The sequence below is a fragment of the Micromonospora sp. SD12 genome (assembly GCF_052068495.1).
Classification (GTDB): domain Bacteria; phylum Actinomycetota; class Actinomycetes; order Mycobacteriales; family Micromonosporaceae; genus Micromonospora; species Micromonospora echinofusca.
The window spans coordinates 55,569-74,361 of the sequence record NZ_JBQHDF010000005.1; the positions used below are offsets into that span (position 1 = coordinate 55,569).

The 18,793-nt window shown below is 74.0% G+C and carries 15 protein-coding genes; 7 read left to right on the forward strand and 8 right to left on the reverse strand.

Going from position 1 to position 18,793, the window contains the following annotated elements; genetic code table 11:
* The first annotated feature begins 10 nt into the window (after positions 1 to 10).
* The gene (thiC, locus tag ACTMS2_RS12545) at positions 11 to 1,603 is read left to right on the forward strand and encodes a phosphomethylpyrimidine synthase ThiC (protein WP_441175519.1); all 1,593 of its coding nucleotides are present in this window, start codon (positions 11 to 13) and stop codon (positions 1,601 to 1,603) included.
* A 96-nt stretch (positions 1,604 to 1,699) separates the two neighbouring features.
* Here thiC and ACTMS2_RS12550 read toward each other — a convergent pair whose 3' ends face one another.
* From ACTMS2_RS12550 to ACTMS2_RS12565, 4 genes are all read right to left on the reverse strand, one after another.
* Positions 1,700 to 4,060: a hypothetical protein gene (locus ACTMS2_RS12550; RefSeq protein WP_441175520.1), complete on the reverse strand. Its 2,361-nt coding sequence runs from the start codon at positions 4,058 to 4,060 to the stop codon at positions 1,700 to 1,702.
* A 75-nt stretch (positions 4,061 to 4,135) separates the two neighbouring features.
* Entirely contained in the window at positions 4,136 to 4,438 is a 303-nt protein-coding gene (locus ACTMS2_RS12555; RefSeq protein ID WP_088998381.1) for a cupin, read from the reverse strand.
* On the reverse strand, positions 4,435 to 5,385 hold the full coding sequence (locus tag ACTMS2_RS12560; protein WP_441175775.1) for an LLM class F420-dependent oxidoreductase: 951 nt from the start codon (positions 5,383 to 5,385) through the stop codon (positions 4,435 to 4,437). Before ACTMS2_RS12560 ends, ACTMS2_RS12555 begins: the two co-directional genes overlap by 4 nt.
* A gap of 2 nt (positions 5,386 to 5,387) precedes the next feature.
* A complete protein-coding gene (locus ACTMS2_RS12565) occupies positions 5,388 to 6,173 on the reverse strand; it encodes an ABC transporter ATP-binding protein (protein ID WP_441175521.1) in 786 nt (261 codons plus the stop codon).
* 269 nt (positions 6,174 to 6,442) lie between these two features.
* On the opposite strand from ACTMS2_RS12565, the gene ACTMS2_RS12570 reads away from it, so the two are divergent.
* Together ACTMS2_RS12570 and ACTMS2_RS12575 are read left to right on the forward strand one after the other, a co-directional pair.
* Positions 6,443 to 7,474: an ABC transporter substrate-binding protein gene (locus tag ACTMS2_RS12570; protein WP_441175522.1), complete on the forward strand. Its 1,032-nt coding sequence runs from the start codon at positions 6,443 to 6,445 to the stop codon at positions 7,472 to 7,474.
* Positions 7,475 to 7,571: 97 nt separating this feature from the next.
* The gene (locus ACTMS2_RS12575; RefSeq protein WP_441175523.1) at positions 7,572 to 8,417 is read left to right on the forward strand and encodes an ABC transporter permease; all 846 of its coding nucleotides are present in this window, start codon (positions 7,572 to 7,574) and stop codon (positions 8,415 to 8,417) included.
* Positions 8,418 to 8,474: 57 nt separating this feature from the next.
* Here the strand turns inward: ACTMS2_RS12575 and ACTMS2_RS12580 are convergent, their stop codons facing one another.
* On the reverse strand, positions 8,475 to 9,656 hold the full coding sequence (locus tag ACTMS2_RS12580) for an ABC transporter substrate-binding protein (protein WP_441175524.1): 1,182 nt from the start codon (positions 9,654 to 9,656) through the stop codon (positions 8,475 to 8,477).
* 445 nt (positions 9,657 to 10,101) lie between these two features.
* Here ACTMS2_RS12580 and ACTMS2_RS12585 point away from each other — a divergent pair, with 445 nt between their 5' ends.
* From ACTMS2_RS12585 to ACTMS2_RS12600, 4 genes are all read left to right on the forward strand, one after another.
* Entirely contained in the window at positions 10,102 to 13,272 is a 3,171-nt protein-coding gene (locus ACTMS2_RS12585; protein WP_441175525.1) for a sensor histidine kinase, read from the forward strand.
* Positions 13,269 to 13,676 carry a roadblock/LC7 domain-containing protein gene (locus ACTMS2_RS12590; RefSeq protein WP_067359650.1) on the forward strand — a complete coding sequence of 136 codons (408 nt, stop codon included), beginning with the start codon at positions 13,269 to 13,271 and terminating at the stop codon, positions 13,674 to 13,676. The genes ACTMS2_RS12585 and ACTMS2_RS12590 overlap by 4 nt, the downstream gene beginning before the upstream one ends.
* An 89-nt stretch (positions 13,677 to 13,765) precedes the next feature.
* Complete coding sequence (locus ACTMS2_RS12595) at positions 13,766 to 14,131, forward strand: DUF742 domain-containing protein (protein WP_363894328.1); 366 nt, start codon at positions 13,766 to 13,768, stop codon at positions 14,129 to 14,131.
* Positions 14,112 to 14,735, forward strand: coding sequence for a GTP-binding protein (locus tag ACTMS2_RS12600; RefSeq protein ID WP_088998389.1), 624 nt, complete (start codon positions 14,112 to 14,114; stop codon positions 14,733 to 14,735). The genes ACTMS2_RS12595 and ACTMS2_RS12600 overlap by 20 nt, the downstream gene beginning before the upstream one ends.
* A gap of 28 nt (positions 14,736 to 14,763) precedes the next feature.
* Here the strand turns inward: ACTMS2_RS12600 and ACTMS2_RS12605 are convergent, their stop codons facing one another.
* The 3 genes from ACTMS2_RS12605 to nirB are packed head-to-tail and all read right to left on the reverse strand — an operon-like array spanning position 14,764 to position 18,760.
* Positions 14,764 to 15,852: a uroporphyrinogen-III synthase gene (locus ACTMS2_RS12605; RefSeq protein WP_441175526.1), complete on the reverse strand. Its 1,089-nt coding sequence runs from the start codon at positions 15,850 to 15,852 to the stop codon at positions 14,764 to 14,766.
* Positions 15,853 to 16,206 carry a nitrite reductase small subunit NirD gene (gene nirD / locus ACTMS2_RS12610; RefSeq protein WP_396869379.1) on the reverse strand — a complete coding sequence of 118 codons (354 nt, stop codon included), beginning with the start codon at positions 16,204 to 16,206 and terminating at the stop codon, positions 15,853 to 15,855.
* 34 nt (positions 16,207 to 16,240) lie between these two features.
* Positions 16,241 to 18,760 carry a nitrite reductase large subunit NirB gene (gene nirB, locus ACTMS2_RS12615; protein WP_441175527.1) on the reverse strand — a complete coding sequence of 840 codons (2,520 nt, stop codon included), beginning with the start codon at positions 18,758 to 18,760 and terminating at the stop codon, positions 16,241 to 16,243.
* Positions 18,761 to 18,793 lie beyond the last annotated feature (33 nt).

The window sequence follows — 18,793 nt, forward strand, 5'->3', positions numbered from 1 at the left end:
GGAGGCTGTCATGCAGGCACGTCGCAAGGTGTACGTGGAGGGGTCCCGGCCGGACGTGCGGGTGCCGTTCGCCGAGGTGGAACTGACCGGCGACAACCCGCCGCTCCGGCTCTACGACACCTCCGGACCCGGCTCCGACCCGGAGGTCGGGCTGCCGCCGCTGCGCGGACCGTGGATCGCCGAACGCGGCGACGTCGCCCCCGTCCGGGGTGCGGGCACCCCGCTCGCCGGCGCCGACGGCCGGCGCCCCACCCAGCTCGCGTACGCGCGGGCCGGCGTGGTGACGCCGGAGATGGAGTTCGTGGCGATCCGGGAGGGCATGGCGCCGGAGTTCGTCCGCGACGAGATCGCCGCCGGGCGGGCCGTGCTGCCGCTCAACGTCAACCACCCCGAGTGCGAGCCGGCGATCATCGGCAAGGCGTTCCTGGTGAAGGTGAACGCCAACATCGGCACCTCGGCGGTCACCTCGTCGGTCGCCGAGGAGGTGGAGAAGCTGACCTGGGCGACCCGGTGGGGCGCGGACACGGTGATGGACCTGTCGACCGGCAAGCGGATCCACGAGACCCGCGAGGCGATCGTGCGGAACTCGCCGGTGCCGATCGGCACCGTGCCGATCTACCAGGCGCTGGAGAAGGTCGGCGGCGACCCGGTGAAGTTGAGCTGGGAGGTGTTCCGGGAGACCGTGATCGAGCAGGCCGAGCAGGGCGTCGACTACATGACGGTGCACGCCGGGGTGCTGCTGCCGTACGTGCCGCTGGCGGTGGACCGGGTGACCGGCATCGTCTCGCGGGGCGGCTCGATCATGGCGGCCTGGTGCCTGGCGCACCACGAGGAGAACTTCCTCTACACCAACTTCCGCGAGCTGTGCGAGATCCTCGCGCGCTACGACGTGACGTTCTCGCTCGGCGACGGGCTGCGCCCCGGCTCGATCGCCGACGCCAACGACGCCGCCCAGTTCGCCGAGCTGCGCACCCTCGGCGAGCTGACGAAGGTCGCCTGGGAGCACGACGTCCAGGTGATGATCGAGGGGCCCGGCCACGTGCCGATGCACAAGATCAAGGAGAACGTGGACCTCCAGCAGGAGTGGTGCCACGAGGCGCCGTTCTACACCCTCGGCCCGCTGACCACGGACATCGCCCCCGCGTACGATCACATCACGTCGGCGATCGGCGCCGCGATGATCGGCATGTTCGGCACCGCCATGCTCTGCTACGTGACCCCGAAGGAGCACCTGGGGCTGCCGGACCGCGACGACGTGAAGGCCGGCGTGATCGCGTACAAGATCGCGGCGCACGCGGCCGACCTGGCCAAGGGGCACCCCGGGGCGCAGGCGTGGGACGACGCGCTGTCCAAGGCGCGGTTCGAGTTCCGCTGGGAGGACCAGTTCAACCTGTCGCTGGACCCGGAGACCGCGCGCTCGTACCACGACGCGACCCTGCCGGCGGAGCCGGCGAAGACCGCCCACTTCTGCTCGATGTGCGGCCCGAAGTTCTGCTCCATGAAGATCACCCAGGAGCTGGGTGAGTACGCGGCGCGCGGCATGAAGGACAAGTCGGAGGAGTTCCTCTCCTCGGGCGGCCGCATCTACCTGCCGCTGGCCTGAGCGCCGCGACCGCCCGTCCGAGCTGTCGGACTGCCGGAAGATCGACGACGCCCGCCCTGCTCGGTCCTCCGGGCGGGGCGGGCGTCGTCGGTCGGGTCAGTCGCGGTGGTGGCGGCCGGTGGAGCGCAACGACCGCCGGCCGTTCTCCTGCTCGGGCTCGTTGTCCGGCACCGGCCTGCTCAGGCCGGTGACCCAGTCCACGTACTCCTCGTCCTGCGCCGGCAGCGGCTCGGGCTCCTGTTCGGCCGGGGCCTCCTCGGCCCGGGACCGGTTGCGGCGGAACAGGCCCAGCCGGCCCCGTCCCCGATCGGTGGGCTCGGATCCGCGCGACGCGGATCCGGGCGACGCCTCCGCCCCGGTGGCGGCGGCGCCGTTCGTGGGGGTGGTGTCGGCGGACGCCGGGGCGGGGCCGCCCCGGCGCGCGGTGGCGAGCGCCTCCCAGCTCGCGGCGCGGGCCAGGTCGGGCATCGGGGCCCGGTGGCGGGGGCGCGGCGTGCTCTCGGAGGCGGGTTCGATGGCGGGCCGGGCCACCTCGGCCGTGTCGGCCTGGAGTCGGGGCGGTACCGGCCACGCGGGGACGGGCGGCGGCGCGGCGCCGGCAGCGGGGACCGTCGTGCTGTTGGCGGCGGTGTCCGCGTTCGCGGGGGCGTCCCGGGCGGCGGTCGTCGGGTCCGCGTCCCCGGGCTTCGGGTCCGCAGCGGTGGGCCTCGGACCCGGAGTGGTGGGCGTCGGACCCGGAGTGGTGGGCGTCGGGTCCGGAGCGGCGCGGGTCGGGTCCCCGTTCCCGGGGGTCGGGGTCTCGGCGGTGGGCGTCGGGTCCGCAGCTTCGGATGCCGCCGCGGGGGCGACCTGGCGCGTGGACCGGGGCTTGCGGGTACGGCGGGGCTTGGGCGCGCTCGCCGTGGCCGGCTGCCCGGCGACCGCTCCGGCCGGCTGGCCGGCGGGCGTGGACCCCTCGGCCGGCTGCGCGGCGGGCGTGGACCCCTCGGCCGGCTGGCCGGCCGACGTGCCCTCGGCCGGCTGCGCGGCTGGCGTCGGGGCCTCGGCCGGCTGTGCCGGGGGAGTGGTCCCCCCGGCCGGGCGTTCGGCAAGCGTCGCCTCCCCGAGGGGCTGCCCGGCGGGGGTCGCCTCGGCGGCCGTCGACGCCGCAAGGACGGAGGGCGCCTCGAAGGCGGGTGACGCTTCGGCGGTGGGTGTCGCTTCGGCGGTGGCCGGGACGGACGGGGCCGCCGGGGCGTCCGGCGTACGGGCGGGCTCCGGTTCGACCGGGCGCCCGGCTGTGGCCGGAGCCTCGGCCGGGGGGCCGCCCGTCCACTGCGGATCCGCGCCCGTCCGGGCGGCGGGGGCCGGGGCGATTCCGCCCTCGGCGGGCCAGTCCCAGTGCGGGGGGACGGTCCGGGGCTCCCGGCCCTCGCCGGTGGCGGTGGTGACCGCGCCGGAGTCCGTACCGCCGGCCCGGTCGGTGGTGGCCAGGGTGGCGCCGGCCAGGTCGACCGTCTCCGGCTCGTCCCCGGCGGCGGACGCCGGGGCGTGCGGCAGGGCCGGACCGGCCGGCAACGGACGCAGGATGTCGGTCGGCTCGATGGCTCCGGTGGGGGCGGTGCGGGCGACCAGCGGCCAGCGCAGCAGCGCGGCGGCGGCCGACCCGAGGGCGCCGGCGGCCACCGCGAGCAGTGCCGCGTAGTACGGCGTGAGCTGGTAGCGGTCGGCGGTGTCGCCGGGACCGGCGGTCAGGTAGGCGAACGCGACCAGCACCGGCCCCGCCACTCCCGTCGCGCCGCTGACGAGCGGCGGGTGGCCGCGCCACCGGGCCAGCCCGCCGGTCGCGGCGCCGGCCAGCAGGGCCACCAGCGGCAGGACGACCAGGGCCAGCCGCTGCGCCGTGCCGGCGTCGAGCGACGCCGGCTCCAGCACCCCGAGGCGTACGGTCTCCAGTGGCCCGGTCGACAGCAGCGACGGCGTCACCGAGATCAGGGCCAGCAGCCAGACGGCGCCCGCGACGGCCGCCATGTTCCATCCCACCGGCGGCTGGAGCAGTACGGCGAGGGCGGCGCCCGCACCGACCACCGCACCGAGGACGGCGCAGATGCCGACGGCCCAGACGGGGTCCACCGAAACGAGTTCGGCCGCCCGGGCGGGCTGCATGCACAGCGGCGCGACGACGGTGGCGCCCAGTGCGGCGGCGCCGGCGACGGCGAGCAGGCGCCCGGTGCCGGCCAGCCCTCCGTCCCGGCGGGCCAGGCGCTCGGTGAGCACCGCGCCCACCACGGCGGCGTTGGCGGCGAACCAGCCCGCCCAGACGAGCTGGGCCGGCCACTGGTTGACGGTGGTGCCGGTGAAGGTGCCGGTGAGCCGGACGATGCCGAAGCCGAAGGCGATGCCGAGCTGACCGGCCCCGGCCAGCAGGCTCACCCCGAGCGCGGTGAGCAGCAGTCTGCCCCAGGTCCGAAAGGCCATGTCCGGCACGTTACGCACCTGTTGACCAGGCCGCCACCGGCGCGCCGCGAGCGGGGGTGACCCGCCGGCCGGCGGTTACTTCAGCTCGACCAGCCGGGCCAGGTACGTCGTGTCGCCCACATTGGTCAGCATGTGCACCGCGCCCGGGTCCCGGTAGACGACCCCGCCGGTCGGCTCGTCGGCGTCGATGAGGGTGCCGTCGATCGTCTGCACGACGTTCTTCGCCCCCTGGATCGCCACCACGAGGTACGGGTGGTCGTGCCGGTGCAGCGGCTGCCGCTCGCCCGGCTCCAGGCGGATGTGCCAGACCCGGACCCGGTCGTTCTCGTACACGATCTCCTGGCCCACCGGCCCGAGTTCGAGGTGCGCGTCGGTCATCGGCTTCCGTTCAGTCGGGGGAGCACCTCGGCGGCGATGAGCTCCAGGTGGTCGAGGTCGGCGAGGTCGATCAGCCGCAGGTGCACGCGGGTGGCGCCGATCGCGGCGAACTCGCCGATCCGGTCGACGAGCTGCGCGGGCGAGCCGACCACCGGGTCCTCCGGCGGCAACGCGCTCTTGACGTGCAGCGGGGCGGCGCGGCGCTGTGCCTCGGCGTCGGTGCGGCCGATCGCCACCACGATCCCGGCGGAGAGGGTGAGCGGGGCGCGTCCCGACTCGGCCCGGCCGGTCCGGTCGCAGGCCTCCCGCACCCGCTCGTACGCGGCGGCGGTCTCCGTTACGGTCTTGAACGGCATGTTGAACTCGTCGGCGTACCGGGCGGCGAGTTCGGGGGTGCGCTTCGGGCCGCGACCGCCGACGATGATCGGCGGGCCGGGCACCTGCACCGGCTTCGGCAGGGCGGGGGCCTGGACCAGCCGGTAGTGGTCGCCGGTGAAGCTGTACGTCTCGCCCGGCGGCGTCCGCCACAGCCCGGTGACGATCTCCAGCTGCTCGGCCAGCCGGTCGAAGCGTTCGCCGACGGCCGGGAACGGGATGCCGTAGGAGGTGTGCTCCCGCTCGTACCAGCCGGCGCCGATGCCGAGTTCGACGCGGCCGCCGCTCATCTGGTCCACCTGGGCCACCATCACGGCCAGCGGGCCGGGCGGCCGGAAGGTGGCGGAGGTGACCAGGGTGCCGAGCCGGATCCGGCTGGTCTCGCGGGCGAGCGCGGCCAGCGTGAGCCAGGCGTCGGTCGGGCCGGGCAGGGCCGGTTCGTCGCCCATCGCCTGGTAGTGGTCGGCGCGGAGGAAGCCCTCGAAGCCGCCGTCCTCGGCCAGCCGGGCGAAGCGGAGCTGGTCGTCGTAGCTGGCGCCCCGGTGCGGCTCGGTGAAGACGGTGACCCGCATGCTCATCGTCCTTCCGCGCCGGCGGTCGCCGGCAGGTCCCGCTCCATGAGGAGTTCGTGCAGGTCGGCGCTGACTCGGGCGACGTCGGCCAGGTGCGCGTTGCGGCCCAGGGTGCGCGGTCGCGGGATGTTCACGTCGACCACCTTGCGGATCCGGCCGGGGCGGGGGCTGAGGACGACCACCCGGTCGGCCAGCAGCACCGCCTCGTCGATCGAGTGGGTGACGAACACGATGGTGGCCCCGGAGGTCATGTGTACGCGCTGCAGCTCGCCGGAGAGCTCCTCGCGGGTCAGCGCGTCGAGCGCGGAGAACGGCTCGTCCATCAGCATCACCCGGGGCTCGCCGATCAGCGACCGGCACAGCGACACCCGCTGCTGCATGCCACCGGAGAGTTCGTGCGGCAGCCGCTTCTCGAAGCCGGCCAGCCCGGCGAGGTCCAGCAGCTCCCGGGCCCGGTCGCGGTGCTTGGCCCGCTTCCAGCCGAAGATCTCCACGGGGAGCAGGACGTTGTCCAGGACCGTGCGCCAGGGGAGCAGGGCCGGCCGCTGGAAGAGCATCGCGATGTCCGGACGCGGCTTGGTGATCGGCGTACCGGCCACGGTGATGCTGCCGTCGCTGACCGGGAGCAGGCCGGCGATCAGGCGCAGCAGCGTGGACTTGCCGCAACCGGAGCGGCCGAGTACGGCGACGAACTCGCCAGTGGCGACGTCGAGGTCGATGCCGCGCAGCGCCTCGACGCGGCCGCTGCGGCCGTCGAAGGTGCGGGACACCCCGGAAAGCTGGATCATCTCCGGCGGCCTCCCTGAGTGGGCGATCAGCAGTCGCGGCCCAGGGTAACCGGCCCGTGTGGACTGCACGTCGTCCGGGGTGGACGCGAGGATTTTTCCGTAACGAAACCCATACGCCTGGCATTGTCGGGGTCGGTTTCTCGTACGCTGTCCCCCGCTAAGAGTCCCCTCACGACGGTTGGTGTCGGCCCAACCCCTCGGCCGGCCCACCTAGACAACCCCCTCCGGTGGCGGCGCGCCGCTCCGGTCGGAAAGGACATGGTGCACTGATGAGAAGGCTGACCCGTACGGTCGCTGCCGCTGCGCTGGCCACCGCCCTTGCCCTGGTCTCCGGGTGCAGCGGCGACTCGGACTCCGGCGCCGACGCCAAGAGCGGCAACGGCACGGCGTTGGAGAAGGTGACCTACCTCACCTCGTTCGGCAACTTCGGCCGTGACTCCTACGCCTGGGTCGCGAAGGAGAAGGGCTTCTTCAAGGAGGCCGGGTTCGACGTCGACATCAAGCCGGGTCAGGGCACCAACGCCGTGATCGGGACAATCGTCGGCGGGCAGGCCCAGTTCGGCCCGATCGACCTCACCGGCGGTCTGCTCCAGTTCGGCAACGGCGCGGCCAAGGACTTCGTCGCGGTCGCCGCGATCCAGCAGCGCACCATGGCCGCCATCGCCACCGTCGAGGGCAAGGGCATCGCGTCGCCGAAGGACCTGGAGGGCAAGAAGCTCGCCGACACCGAGGGCTCCGTCGTCCGCAACCTCTTCCCGACGTACGCCCGGCTGGCCGGCGTGGACGCGAGCAAGGTGACCTGGGTACCCGGTCAGGCGCAGGCCCTGATGGGCATGCTGGGCTCCGGCACGGTGGACGGCATCGGCCAGTTCGTCGTCGGCCAGCCCACGATCGAGACGGTGACCAAGCAGAAGGCCGTCATGCTGCCCTACAGCAACGTGATGCAGGACCTCTACGGCAATGTGCTGATCACCTCCGCCAAGATCGCCAAGGAGAAGCCGGAGATGGTCAAGCGGTTCACCGCGGCCCTGATGAAGGGCCTGGAGTACGCGCTGACCAACCCGCAGGAGGCGGGTGAGCTGCTGAAGAAGAACGTCGACGCCGCCAACCCCGCCGCGGCCGCCGCCGAGCTCCAGCTCATGGCCGGCTACGTGCGCTCCAGCAACTCCGGCACCCAGCTCGGCACGCTGGACAGCGGCCGGGTCGCCAAGAGCATCGCGATCCTCCAGGGCGCCGGCGCGCTCAAGCAGAACATCACCCCCGACCAGATCATCGACTTCAGCCTCGCGCCGAAGGCCTGACGGACGCCGACCACGGCACGGGGGTGCGGTCCGCCGGGGCGACCCGGCGGCCGCACCCCCGTCGCGTGCCGGCCCGGCCGGCAGGAGAGGAGAACCCGTGACGGAGACGACCGCTACCCGGTCCGGCCACGTCGGGAAGAAGCCCACGGGTGCCGGCGCACCCCCGCGCCGGTCCGGCGTACGCCCCGCGGCCGTCGGGCTGCCGCTGCTCGGGGCCGTGATCACGCTGGCCGCCTGGTGGCTGGTCACGTCCGGCCTGCAACTGGTGCACCCGGTAGCGCTGCCCCCGCCGCAGTCGGTGTGGCAGGCGATGGTGGCGGGGATCGACGTGCTGCTGCCGGCGCTGGGCGTGACCACCACGATGACGGTGGTCGGCTTCCTGCTGTCGGCGGTTGCCGGGGTGCTGATCGGGATGGCCCTGGCCGGGTCCCGGCGGGTCGAGCGGATGTTCGCGCCGCTGCTGGTGGCGGTCAACGCGGTGCCGAAGATCGCCCTGGGCCCGCTGCTGGTGGTCTCGGTCGGCTGGGGCACGAAGCCGATCCTGACCATGGTGTTCCTGCTCTGTTTCTTCCCGGTCGTGCTCTCCACGGCGACCGGCCTCACCACCACCCCGAACGACCTGGCCGAGCTGGCCCGGTCGCTGAACGCCTCGTGGTGGCAGGCGTTCCGCAAGGTGCGTCTCCCCGCCGCGCTGCCGCAGATCTTCGTCGGGCTCAAGGTGGCGATGCCGCTGGCCGCGATCGGCTCGGTGATCGGCGAGTTCTATTCGGACAAGCCGGGGCTGGGCTACCAGATCCTGCAGTACAACGGCATCGGGGACACCGCGACCGCCTGGGCGGCGATCGTGCTGATCGCGCTGATGAGCATCCTGCTCTACAGCGCGCTGTCCCTGGTCGAGCGGCTCGCCCTGCCGTGGGTGCGCGCCACCACCTCGGCCCGCTGACCCGTTCGGCCAACCGCCGGTGTGGCCCGCCGTCCTCCGGCGGGCCACACCGGCCGGTCAGCTCGCGAGGCGCCAGCGCCCGTTGCGCGCGACCAGGGTGGTGAGGGCCTGCGGCATCAGGCCGGAGTGGTTGTCCGGGGTCATCCGGATCGGCCCGGAGAGACCGTCCAACTGGGTCGTCTCCAGCACGTCCCGGATGCCGTCGCGGTCGACCTCGCCGGGCTCGCCGCCCGCGCGCAGTTCGGCGTCGGCGATGAGCTGCACCGCGTCGGCGGCGAACGACGAGGAGCCGTTGTAGCTGCCGAAGCGGGCGGTGTAGTCCTGGAACCACTGCCGGCGGGCCGCCTTCGCCGGGGTCGTGGCGATCACGTCGTCGATCACCATGGTCTGGGTGAAGACCAGCGTGGCGCGTTCGGTCGCCCGGGACGCGGCACCGAGGAAGAGGTCGCCGGCCGCCGCCGCGTCGAAGAAGAGGCCGCCCTCGAACTTGGCCTGCTGCGCGGCGGTGGCGGCCAGCGTCGCCTGCTCCGCCGGGGTCCAGACGACCAGCGCGTCCGGTTTCTTCGCGATCAGGTCCTTGACCTGCTGGCCGACCTCGGTGTCGGTGGTGCGTACGGCCTCCTCGCGCACCAGCTTGACGCCGGCCTTCGCGAACTCGGCGCGCAGCGCGGTCAACCCCTCACGGCCATAGGCGTCGTCGCTGTGCAGCACGCCCGCCTTGCGTACGCCCTTGCGGCGCATCTCGCCGGCGAGGGCGGCGGCGCTGTCGGCCGCGTTCGGCGAGAGCTTGAACACGTACCGCCGTTCGGCGACCGGGGTGGACACGGCGCTGGACGCGGCGAGCGCAATGGTGGGAATTCGCTTCTCGTTGATGGTGCGTACGGCACCGACGGCGCATTCGTTGCAGCCGCCCATGATGATGGCGCTGACTTGGGAATCAGCGCTGAAGTCACCGATGTTGCGCAGCGACTCGCTCGCGTCCGACCGGTTGTCCTTCACCCTCAGCTCGACCTTCCGGCCGTTCAGCGCACCGGAGGAGTTCAGCTGCTCGACCTTCAGTTCCAGCGCCCGCTGGTACGCCTTGCCGACCGGCGCGGCGGCGCCGGAGAGTTCGAGGTCCGCGGCGATGACGATGGGACTGGTGTCCTGCTCGTCCGCCCCGAACTGGCAGCCGGTGAGCGTGGTGGCCAGCACGGCCGATGCGAGCGCCGCGGCGGTCGCGGAGCGGATGGGGCTCAACTCAGTCCTCCAGATGCGGCCCGGGCGATACCCGGTCACCGCCGGGTTGTCCGTCCTCAGTAGAGGAACGGGATCGGTCTGCCGTACGGTGTGCGCGAAGCCTGCAAAACCTTGCCAACGCCGGGCCCTGCGGTCAAGCGGAGCGTCTGAAGCGTTTCGGGACGCGTATCCCACATGGTGGGGCAACGGGAAGTTTGCAAACGCTTACTAATACGACACGGATGACCACTCTGGAGTTACATGCCCTGTTCACGGGCATGGAGAATTGAAGGTATTAGTTGACCGGATCACGGGATGCGTGCCCTCCGACCGTTTCCTACCCCGCTGCGGCTTCCCAAACAGGATCACTTCTGATGAAATCGCGGCCGTGCCGCGTGTGGCGCAGTCCGCTGCACCGGGCGCGAGTCGGCGGGGCAGGCGTGGAAGAAACGACGGAGGCGATGTCGTGAGCACCGGACCGACGACCCTGCCCGCGAGTGGCGACACCGATCAGCCGAAGCGGCGTCGGCTGCCCCGGCTCCGCGACGTGCGGATCCGCTCCAAGCTCGCGCTGATCCTGGTCGTGCCGCTCGCCGCGGTGCTCGCGCTGGCGACGGTCCGACTCGTCGCCGTCGGCGAGAACACCTTCGACGCCAACCAGGCCCGGGCGCTGACCGCGCTCTCCATCGACGTCTCCGCCCTGACGCAGGACCTGCACGCCGAGCGGATGGCCGCCGCCGCCTTCCTGTCGACCCCCCAGCAGAAGGCCGACGCCTACAACCTGCGGGTGCGCAGCACCGACGAGCGGGTCGCGGCGTACCGGGCCGAGCGCGGTCGGATCGGTGACCTGCCGTCCGCCGTACGCGAGCGGCTGGCGACCATCGACGAGCACCTGGAGACGCTCGCCGCCACCCGGCAGGAGGTGCTGGACCGCCAGCAGATGGCGGTCGCCGAGGCGGCCCTGCGCTACGGCGTCATCATCACCGACCTGGTCGCGTACGGCGACGGGCTGGCCCAGCTGCCCGGCGACGAGCGGCTCGCGGACGCCCGGCGCGCGGTCGCCGCGTTCGCCCGCGCCAAGGCGGCCGTCGCCGAGGAGCAGTCGGTCGCCTTCACCGCCCTCCTCGGCGGCCGGCTCGACGAGGAGCAGTTCTCCTCCTTCGTCGCCACGCTGACCAGCCAGCAGGAGGCGCTGGGCGCCTTCACCCTCGCCGCCGACCCGACCCAGCGGGCCCTGGTCGAGAGCACGGTCTCCGGCGACGCGGTCACCCTCGCCGACCGGGTGGCCGCCGACATCACCCGCTCGGTCGGGCAGCCCTCCCTGGTGACCGCCCAGGACGCCACCGCCGCCATCGGCGCCGTCAACGACCTGATGCGGTGGGCCGAGATCCGGCTCCAGGACCGGCTGCTCAGCCAGGCCGACCAGGCCCGCTCGGACGTCATCCGGCAGGCCGTCATCGAGACGGCGCTGGTGCTGCTCACCCTCATCGTCGCCGTGACCCTCGCCGTGGTGCTGGCCCGCTCGCTCAACCACTCGCTGCGCCGGCTGCGGGAGGGCGCCCTCTCGGTGGCGAACCACGACCTGCCGGACGCGGTCAAGCGGCTGCAGAACGTCGGCAACGTCGGCGACGGCGGCGTCGAGGAGATCGTCCGGGAGGTACGCGACCCGATCCAGCTCAACAACCGCGACGAGGTGGGCCAGGTGGCGCTCGCCTTCAACGTCGTGCACCGCGAGGCGGTCCGGGTGGCGGCCGAGCAGGCCGCGCTGCGTACCAGCGTCTCGGCGATGTTCCTCAACCTCGCCCGGCGCAGTCAGACCCTGGTCGACCGCATGATCGGTGAGCTCGACGCGATCGAGCGCGGCGAGGAGGACCCGAAGCGGCTCGCGCAGCTCTTCGAGCTGGACCACCTGGCCACCCGGATGCGCCGCAACGACGAGAACCTGCTCGTCCTGGCCGGCGCCGACTCCGCCGTGCCGCGCCGCGACGACGCCCTGCTGGTGGACGTGCTGCGGGCCGCGCAGTCCGAGGTGGAGCTCTACAACCGCATCGAGTTCGGCACCGTCGACACCGACATCTCGGTCGCCGCGCACGCCGTCAACGACGTGGTCCGCCTCGTCGCCGAGCTGCTCGACAACGCCACCCGCTTCTCGCCGCCGACCACCACCGTGGTCGCCGACGGCCGCCGGATCCGCGACTACGTCCTCATCCAGGTCGAGGACCGGGGTCTCGGCCTGACCGACGACCAGCTCGACTCGCTCAACCGGCGACTGGCCGCCCCGCCGAGCGTCGACGTCGCGGCGTTCCGGCTCATGGGTCTGGCCGTGGTCAGCCGGCTGGCCTCCCGCTACGGCATCCGGGTGGAGCTGCGCCGTAACGTGGAGGGCGGCACCGTCGCCCAGGTGACGCTGCCCGCCGCGACGGTCGTGCTGCCGCCCGTGCACAGCCGGGACCAGCAGATCACCCGGCCCCGGCAGCCGCTCGCGGTCGAGCAGAACCCGCTCACCCCGGCCGGCCTCGCCGAGCCGGCCGGCGCCGGGCGTACCGCCTCGGCCACCCTGACCGACCAGTGGCGCTCCGCCGCCCCGGCGCCGTGGCAGGCCCCGGAGCAGGCGCGGGACACCATGGCCCCGGTTCAGGCAGGTGGCCTGCCGGCGGCACCGCCGCCCGCCCCGCCGGCGCCCCCGGCCCGGCCGGCCTTCGGCGGCGTCTCGGTCGGCACGCCGACCGTCGCGTACCCCACGGTCGAGGCGCTGCCCAAGCGCGTCCCCGGCGGGGAGGCTGCGGCCCCGGGTGCGCCCGGGCTGCCGGTGGGCCCGATCGCCGGCTCGCCGGCCACCGCCGGGCTGTCGGCGGGCCTCGCCGGCTCCGACCAGGGCACCGGCCGTGGCCTCGGGGCCAACCTGGCCGCCACGGCTCCGCTCGCCCCCGCCCCGGCCGCGCCGATCACCCCGCGCCCCGAGCTGCCGGCCGAGGCGCCGATCTTCCGGGAGATGGAGGCGGTGTGGTTCCGGTCGCACGGTAACGACGCCACGGCCATCTTCACCCGCCCGGACTTCAGCCAGTCGCCCGCCGCGCAGCAGGCCGGCGGAGCGCCGAGCACCGCAGCGCCGAGCGCGGCCGCGCCGGCAGCCGCCCAGCCGGCACCGGCGCCCCGCGCGCCGCGGCTGCCCACGCGTACGCCGGGCAGCACCGACACCACCGCGCCGACCGCGCAGCCGGCACCGCCGTCGTACACCCCGCCGGCCGCGGCGCGGCCCACCACGCCGGACACACCCCCCGCGGCGCCTCCCGCGGCGCCCCCCACCCCGCCTGCGGCGCCGGTCGCGGACCCGCCGCCGGCGGCGCCCGCAGCCGACACGGAAGCCTGGCGGACGGCGGCAGACGAGGGCTGGTCCCGGGCCAGCCGGGCGGCGGCCCCCGCCACCGCCGGCACCACCCGCTCGGGGCTGCCCAAGCGGCAGCCGCAGGCACAGCTCGTGCCGGGCGGGATCGAGCCCCGGGGCGGCCGCGACCGCAGCCGGCGTACCCCGGACGAAGTTCGGGGCCTGTTGTCGGCCTACCACCGCGGCGTGCAGCGCGGCCGGGCGGCCGGCACGGACCAGAACAGCACCTCGACCAAGGAGACGAGTCGATGAACAGGCCAGCGGCCATGCAGGACATGAGTTGGTTGCTCACCAACTTCGCCGACAGCGTGGCGGGAATCGCCCACGTGGTGGCGGTGTCCGCCGACGGGCTGCTGCTCGCCTCCTCGCGGGACCTGCCCGCGGACCGGGCGGACCAGCTCGCCGCGATCACCTCGGGCGTCGTCAGCCTGACCGAGGGCGCCGCCCGGATGTTCAGCGCCGGCGGCGTGCTCCAGACGGTCATCGAGATGGACAGCGGCTACCTGTTCCTGATGTCGATCAGCGACGGCTCGTCGATGGCCGTGCTGGCGGCCCGCAGCTGCGACGTCGGTCAGGTGGGCTACGAGATGGCGCTGCTGGTCGAGCGGGTCGGTGCGGCGCTGGTGCCGCTGCCCCGGGACGCGGTGCGGTCCTAGCGGGACGCGACGTGCGGGCCGTACGTCGCCAGGAACGAGAAGATCCGGTGCCCGACCAGGGGCCCGGCCGGGAGAGGAGGTGATCGTCAATGGACCAACGGCGCGTGGACCCACGTGGTGCGCTGGTACGGCCGTACGCGGTCACCCGCGGCCGGACCGAGGCCCGGATGGACATCGCCCTGGAGGCGGTCCTGACGGCCAACGCGACCCAGGCCGCGGAGGCCCGCTTCGCGGGGCACGACAAGCACCGCATCGCCACCGTCTGCGAGGGCCGGGCACAGTCGCTGGCCGAGATCTCCGCGTACACCCGGATGCCGCTGGGCGTCACCCGGGTGCTGGTCGCCGACATGGTGGCCGAGAGCCTGCTGACGCTACACACTGCCGCTCCCGCCGAGGGGTTCGAGGAGCGGATGGAAATCCTTGGAAGGGTGCTAAGTGGACTTCGCAGGCTATGACCCCGCCGGGGCCCGCCGAAACCGGGGAATCATCTCCGCGAAGATCGTGGTCGCGGGCGGCTTCGGCGTGGGCAAGACGACGCTGGTCGGCGCGATCTCGGAGATCACCCCGCTGAGAACCGAGGCGGTGATGACCGCGGCCGGCGTCGGCATCGACGACCCGTCCAAGGTGCCGGGGAAGCAGACCACCACGGTCGCCATGGACTTCGGCCGGATCACCATGGCCGAGGACCTGATCCTGTACCTCTTCGGCACGCCGGGTCAGACCCGGTTCTGGTTCATGTGGGACGAGATCATCAAGGGCGCGGTGGGGGCGGCCGTGCTGGTCGACACCCGCCGGATCACCGACGCCTTCGCGCCGCTCGACTACTTCGAGAACCGCCGGCTGCCGTACGTCGTGGCGTTGAACCGTTTCGACGGCGCGCCGCAGTACGAGCTGGAGGAGGTCCGCGAGGCGCTGGCCATCTCGCCGGACGTGCCGCTGGTGCTGACCGACGCCCGGCACCGGGACGCCGTCAAGCAGGTGCTCGTGACCGTCGTGGAGCACGCCATGCTCCGCCTGGAGGCCGAGCACGGCCGGGGCTACCCGGCGCCGGTCGGCTGAACGGGACGGCCACCGTCTCCGGGTCGCGTCAGTCGACCCGGAGACGGTAGCCGCGCTTGACGACCGTCTGCACCACGCGGGGCGCGCGCAACCCGGCGCGCAGCCGGGCCACCGCCATCTCCACGGCGTGCTCGTCCGCGCCGCGCGGCAGCGTGCGCAGCAGGGCCGTCCGGGACAGCACCCGACCCGGCGAGCCGCACAGCGCCCGCAGCACCGCCATCGGCGCCGGCGCGAGCGGGCGCAGCTCCCCGTCCACCACGGCGGCGTGCCCGCGCAGCGTGAGCAGGTGACCGGCCACCTTCAGGGTGACCGTCCGGCGCGGCAGCTCGTCGACGATGGTCCGGACCAGGGCGCCCAGGCGGGCCCTGGCCGGCGCGCTGACCGGCACCCCGCGCCGCAGCAGCGGCTCCGCGGTGACCGCGCCCACGCAGCTGGCGAGCACGTCGCCCCGGAACGCGTCGAGCACCGCGTCGCAGCGGTCCCCGGCGGCGCGCAGCAGCGCCTCGGCCGCCGGGGCCGAGGTGAAGGTGACCGCGTCGACGAGCCGGCCGGCGACCAGGTCGATCAGGCGGTGCAGCGGGGCCGGGTCGGTCGGCGGCGCCCACCGGTAGACGGGCACCTCGATCACGGTCGCCCCGGCCGCCTCCAGCGCCAGCGTGCACTCCGGCTGCCGCTCGCCGTGTAGCTGCATGGCGACCACCTGCCCGGCCACCCCGCGCCGGCACAGGTGCGCGACCACCTCGTCGCAGCTCTCCGAGTCGGGCGACCACTGGTCGTGCAGGCCGGCGGCCCGGATGGCCCCGCGCGCCTTGGGACCCCGGGCCACCACGTACGCGTCGGCGAGCACGCCGCGCAGCGGCTCGGCCAGCCCCCAGCCCTCGGCCGCCTCCAGCCAGCCGCGCATCCCGATGCCGGTGTTGGCCATGAGGACGTCCGGGGGCCGGTCCAGGCAGGCCCGGGTGGCCTCACGCAGGTCGGTGTCGTCGGCCAGCGGCACGATCCGCAGAGCCGGGGCGATCACCACCCGGGCGCCCCGCCGTTGCAGCAGCGCGGCGAGTTCGTCCCGTCGTCGGTCGGCGGTCACCCCGATGGTGAAGCCGGCCAGTTCGTCGCGCATTCACCCCTCCCGTCGCAGCCGCACCTCGACCAGGCCGTCCCGGCAGCGCACGTCGTGCCGGGGCACGGCGACGCCGGGCAGGTCTAGGCACGCGCCGGTACGCAGGTCGTACACCTGCTTGTGCAGCGGCGACGCGACCGTCGGCACCCCGCCCCGGCTACCGACGATCCCGCGCGACAGCACGTACGCGCCGGCGACGGGGTCGAGGTTGTCGATGGCGAAGAGCCCGTCGGCGGTGCGGAACAGGGCCACCTGCACGCCGTCGACGAGCGCGGCGACGCCCCGCTCCGGCTCCAGCCGGTCGAGCGGGCAGACCGGCGCCCAGGTGCGCGTCGTCGTCATCGTGATGGTCATCGCCGTACCTCCAGCAGTCCGGGCGTCGTGGTGGTCATCGCCGTAGCTCCGGCATGCCGAGCGCGACCGGTTGGCGGACCCCGTCGGCCGGCGTACGGCCCGCCGGGACGGGTTGGCCCCGCTCCAGCGCGAACGTGATCGACGGGTCGGGCACGTCGGGGGCGTTGACGAAGGAGGCGAACCGGCGCAGTCGTACGGGGTCCTCCAGCACGTCGCGCCACTCGTCGGAGTACGACTCGACGTGCCGGGCCATCGCGGCGTCGAGTTCGGCGCACAGGCCGAGCGAGTCGTCCACGACGACGGCGCGCAGGTGCTCCAGCCCGCCCTCCATCGCCTCGATCCAGGCGGCGGTGCGTTGCAGCCGGTCGGCGGTGCGGACGTAGTACATCAGGAACCTGTCGATCAGCCGGACCAGCGCCTCCGTCGACAGGTCGGTGGCGAAGAGGTCGGCGTGCCGGGGCCGGAAGCCGCCGTTGCCGCCGACGTAGAGGTTCCAGCCGGTCTCGGTGGCGATGACGCCGAAGTCCTTGCTGCGTGCCTCGGCGCACTCGCGGGCGCAGCCCGACACCGCCGACTTGATCTTGTGTGGGGCGCGCAGCCCCCGGTAGCGCAGCTCCAGGGCGACGGCCAGCCCGACCGAGTCCTGCACCCCGTACCGGCACCACGTCTCGCCGACGCAGGACTTCACCGTGCGCAGCGCCTTGCCGTACGCGTGGCCGGACTCGAAGCCGGCGTCGACCAGCCGCCGCCAGATCTGCGGAAGCTGCTCGACCCGGGCCCCGAACAGGTCGATCCGCTGCCCGCCCGTGATCTTCGTGTAGAGCCCGAAGTCGCGGGCCACCTCGCCGATCACGATGAGCTTCTCCGGGGTGATCTCCCCGCCCGGGATCCGGGGCACCACCGAGTAGCTGCCGTCGCGTTGCAGGTTGGCCAGGAAGTGGTCGTTGGTGTCCTGCAACGACGCCTGCTCGCCGTCCAGCACGTGCCCGGTGCCCAGCGAGGCGAGGATCGAGGCGACCACCGGTTTGCAGATGTCGCAGCCGCGACCCCGGCCGTGCTCGGCGACGAGCTGCGAGAAGGTACGGATGCCGCGCACCCGGACGATGTCGAACAGCTCCTGCCGGCTGGCGTCGAAGTGCTCGCAGAGCGCGGTGGACTGCCGCACCCCGGCGGCGTCGAGGAGCTGCTTGAGCATCGGCACGCAGGAGCCGCAGCTCGTACCCGCCCGGGTGCACGCCTTCAGCGCCGGCACGTCCGCGCAGCCACCGGCGATCGCGTCGTCGATGTCGGCGCGGGTCACCGCGTTGCAGGAGCACACCTGGGCGGCGGCGGGCAGCGCCCCCGCGCCCGCCCCCGGCGCGCCGGCGGGGGCGAGCAGCGCCAGCGGGGGAGCGGGCAGCGGGCCGCCGACGCTGGCCCGCAGCGTCGGGTAGGCGCTCGCGTCGCCGACCAGCACCCCGCCGAGCAGGGTCTGCGCGTCGTCGGAGAGGACCAGCTTGGCGTAGACCCGGGTGGCCGGGTCGGTGAACGTCACGTCGAGGCAGCCCGGCGTGGTGCCGTGCGCGTCGCCGAACGAGGCCACGTCCACGCCGAGCAGCTTCAGCTTCGTGGCGGTGTCCGCGCCGGGGAAGGTGGCCGCCCCGCCGACCAGCCGGTCGGCGACCACCTCGGCCATCGCGTACCCGGGGGCGACCAGGCCGTGGCAGACGCCGTCGACGGCGGCACACTCGCCGACCGCCCAGATCCGCGCGTCGGCGCTGCGGCAGGCGTCGTCGACCAGCACCCCGCCGCGCGGGCCCAGGGCGAGAGCGGCCGCCCGGGCCAGCTCGTCGCGGGGACGGATGCCGGCGGCGACCACCACCAGGTCGGCGTCGACGACGGTCCCGTCGGCCAGCTCCAGCCCGGCGACCGCGCCGTCGGGCCCGGGCCGCAGCGCGGTGGTGGCGACGCCCAGGTGGGTCGCCACGCCCAGCTCGTCGACGTAGCGGCGCAGCATCGCGCCGCCGGCCGTGTCGACCTGCACGGGCATCAGCCGGGGCGCGAACTCCACCACGGCGGTGTCGAGCCCGAGCAGCCGCAGCGCGTTCGCCGCCTCCAGCCCGAGCAGCCCGCCGCCGACGACCGCGCCGGTGCGCCGGCCCCGCGCGTACTCCCGGATCGCCGCCAGGTCGTCCAGCGTGCGGTAGACGAAGACCCCGGGCAGGGTCGCGCCGGCCACCGGCGGCACGAACGCGGACGAGCCGGTGGCCAGCACCAGGGCGTCGTACGGGTGCTCGCCGGCCGCCGTGCGGACCAGCCGCCGCTCGCGGTCGATCTCCGTGGCCGGCTCGCCCAGGCGCAGTTCCACCCCGTCGTCGGGGGTGTGCAGGTTCAGCTCCTCGGCGCCGACCCCGTCGAAGAAGGCCGAGAGCCGCACCCGGTCGTACGCCGGGCGGTTCTCCTCGGCGAGCACGGTGACCCGCCACCGCCCCTGCGGGTCGCGGGCGCGCAGCGCGTCGACGAAGCGCTGCCCGACCATCCCGTTGCCGACGACCACCAACCGGCCACCGTTCATGACGGCACTCCGCTCCGCTGCGTGCCGTCATGA

Excerpts from the sequence above, each read along its gene's own strand:
- thiC (WP_441175519.1), top strand. The coding sequence starts at position 11 with ATGCAGGCACGTCGCAAGGTGTACGTGGAGGGGTCCCGGCCGGACGTG.
- ACTMS2_RS12550 (WP_441175520.1), bottom strand. The coding sequence starts at position 4,060 with ATGGCCTTTCGGACCTGGGGCAGACTGCTGCTCACCGCGCTCGGGGTG.
- ACTMS2_RS12555 (WP_088998381.1), bottom strand. The coding sequence starts at position 4,438 with ATGACCGACGCGCACCTCGAACTCGGGCCGGTGGGCCAGGAGATCGTG.
- ACTMS2_RS12560 (WP_441175775.1), bottom strand. The coding sequence starts at position 5,385 with ATGCGGGTCACCGTCTTCACCGAGCCGCACCGGGGCGCCAGCTACGAC.
- ACTMS2_RS12565 (WP_441175521.1), bottom strand. The coding sequence starts at position 6,173 with ATGATCCAGCTTTCCGGGGTGTCCCGCACCTTCGACGGCCGCAGCGGC.
- ACTMS2_RS12570 (WP_441175522.1), top strand. The coding sequence starts at position 6,443 with ATGAGAAGGCTGACCCGTACGGTCGCTGCCGCTGCGCTGGCCACCGCC.
- ACTMS2_RS12590 (WP_067359650.1), top strand. The coding sequence starts at position 13,269 with ATGAACAGGCCAGCGGCCATGCAGGACATGAGTTGGTTGCTCACCAAC.
- ACTMS2_RS12595 (WP_363894328.1), top strand. The coding sequence starts at position 13,766 with ATGGACCAACGGCGCGTGGACCCACGTGGTGCGCTGGTACGGCCGTAC.
- ACTMS2_RS12605 (WP_441175526.1), bottom strand. The coding sequence starts at position 15,852 with ATGCGCGACGAACTGGCCGGCTTCACCATCGGGGTGACCGCCGACCGA.
- nirD (WP_396869379.1), bottom strand. The coding sequence starts at position 16,206 with ATGACCATCACGATGACGACGACGCGCACCTGGGCGCCGGTCTGCCCG.
- nirB (WP_441175527.1), bottom strand. The coding sequence starts at position 18,760 with ATGAACGGTGGCCGGTTGGTGGTCGTCGGCAACGGGATGGTCGGGCAG.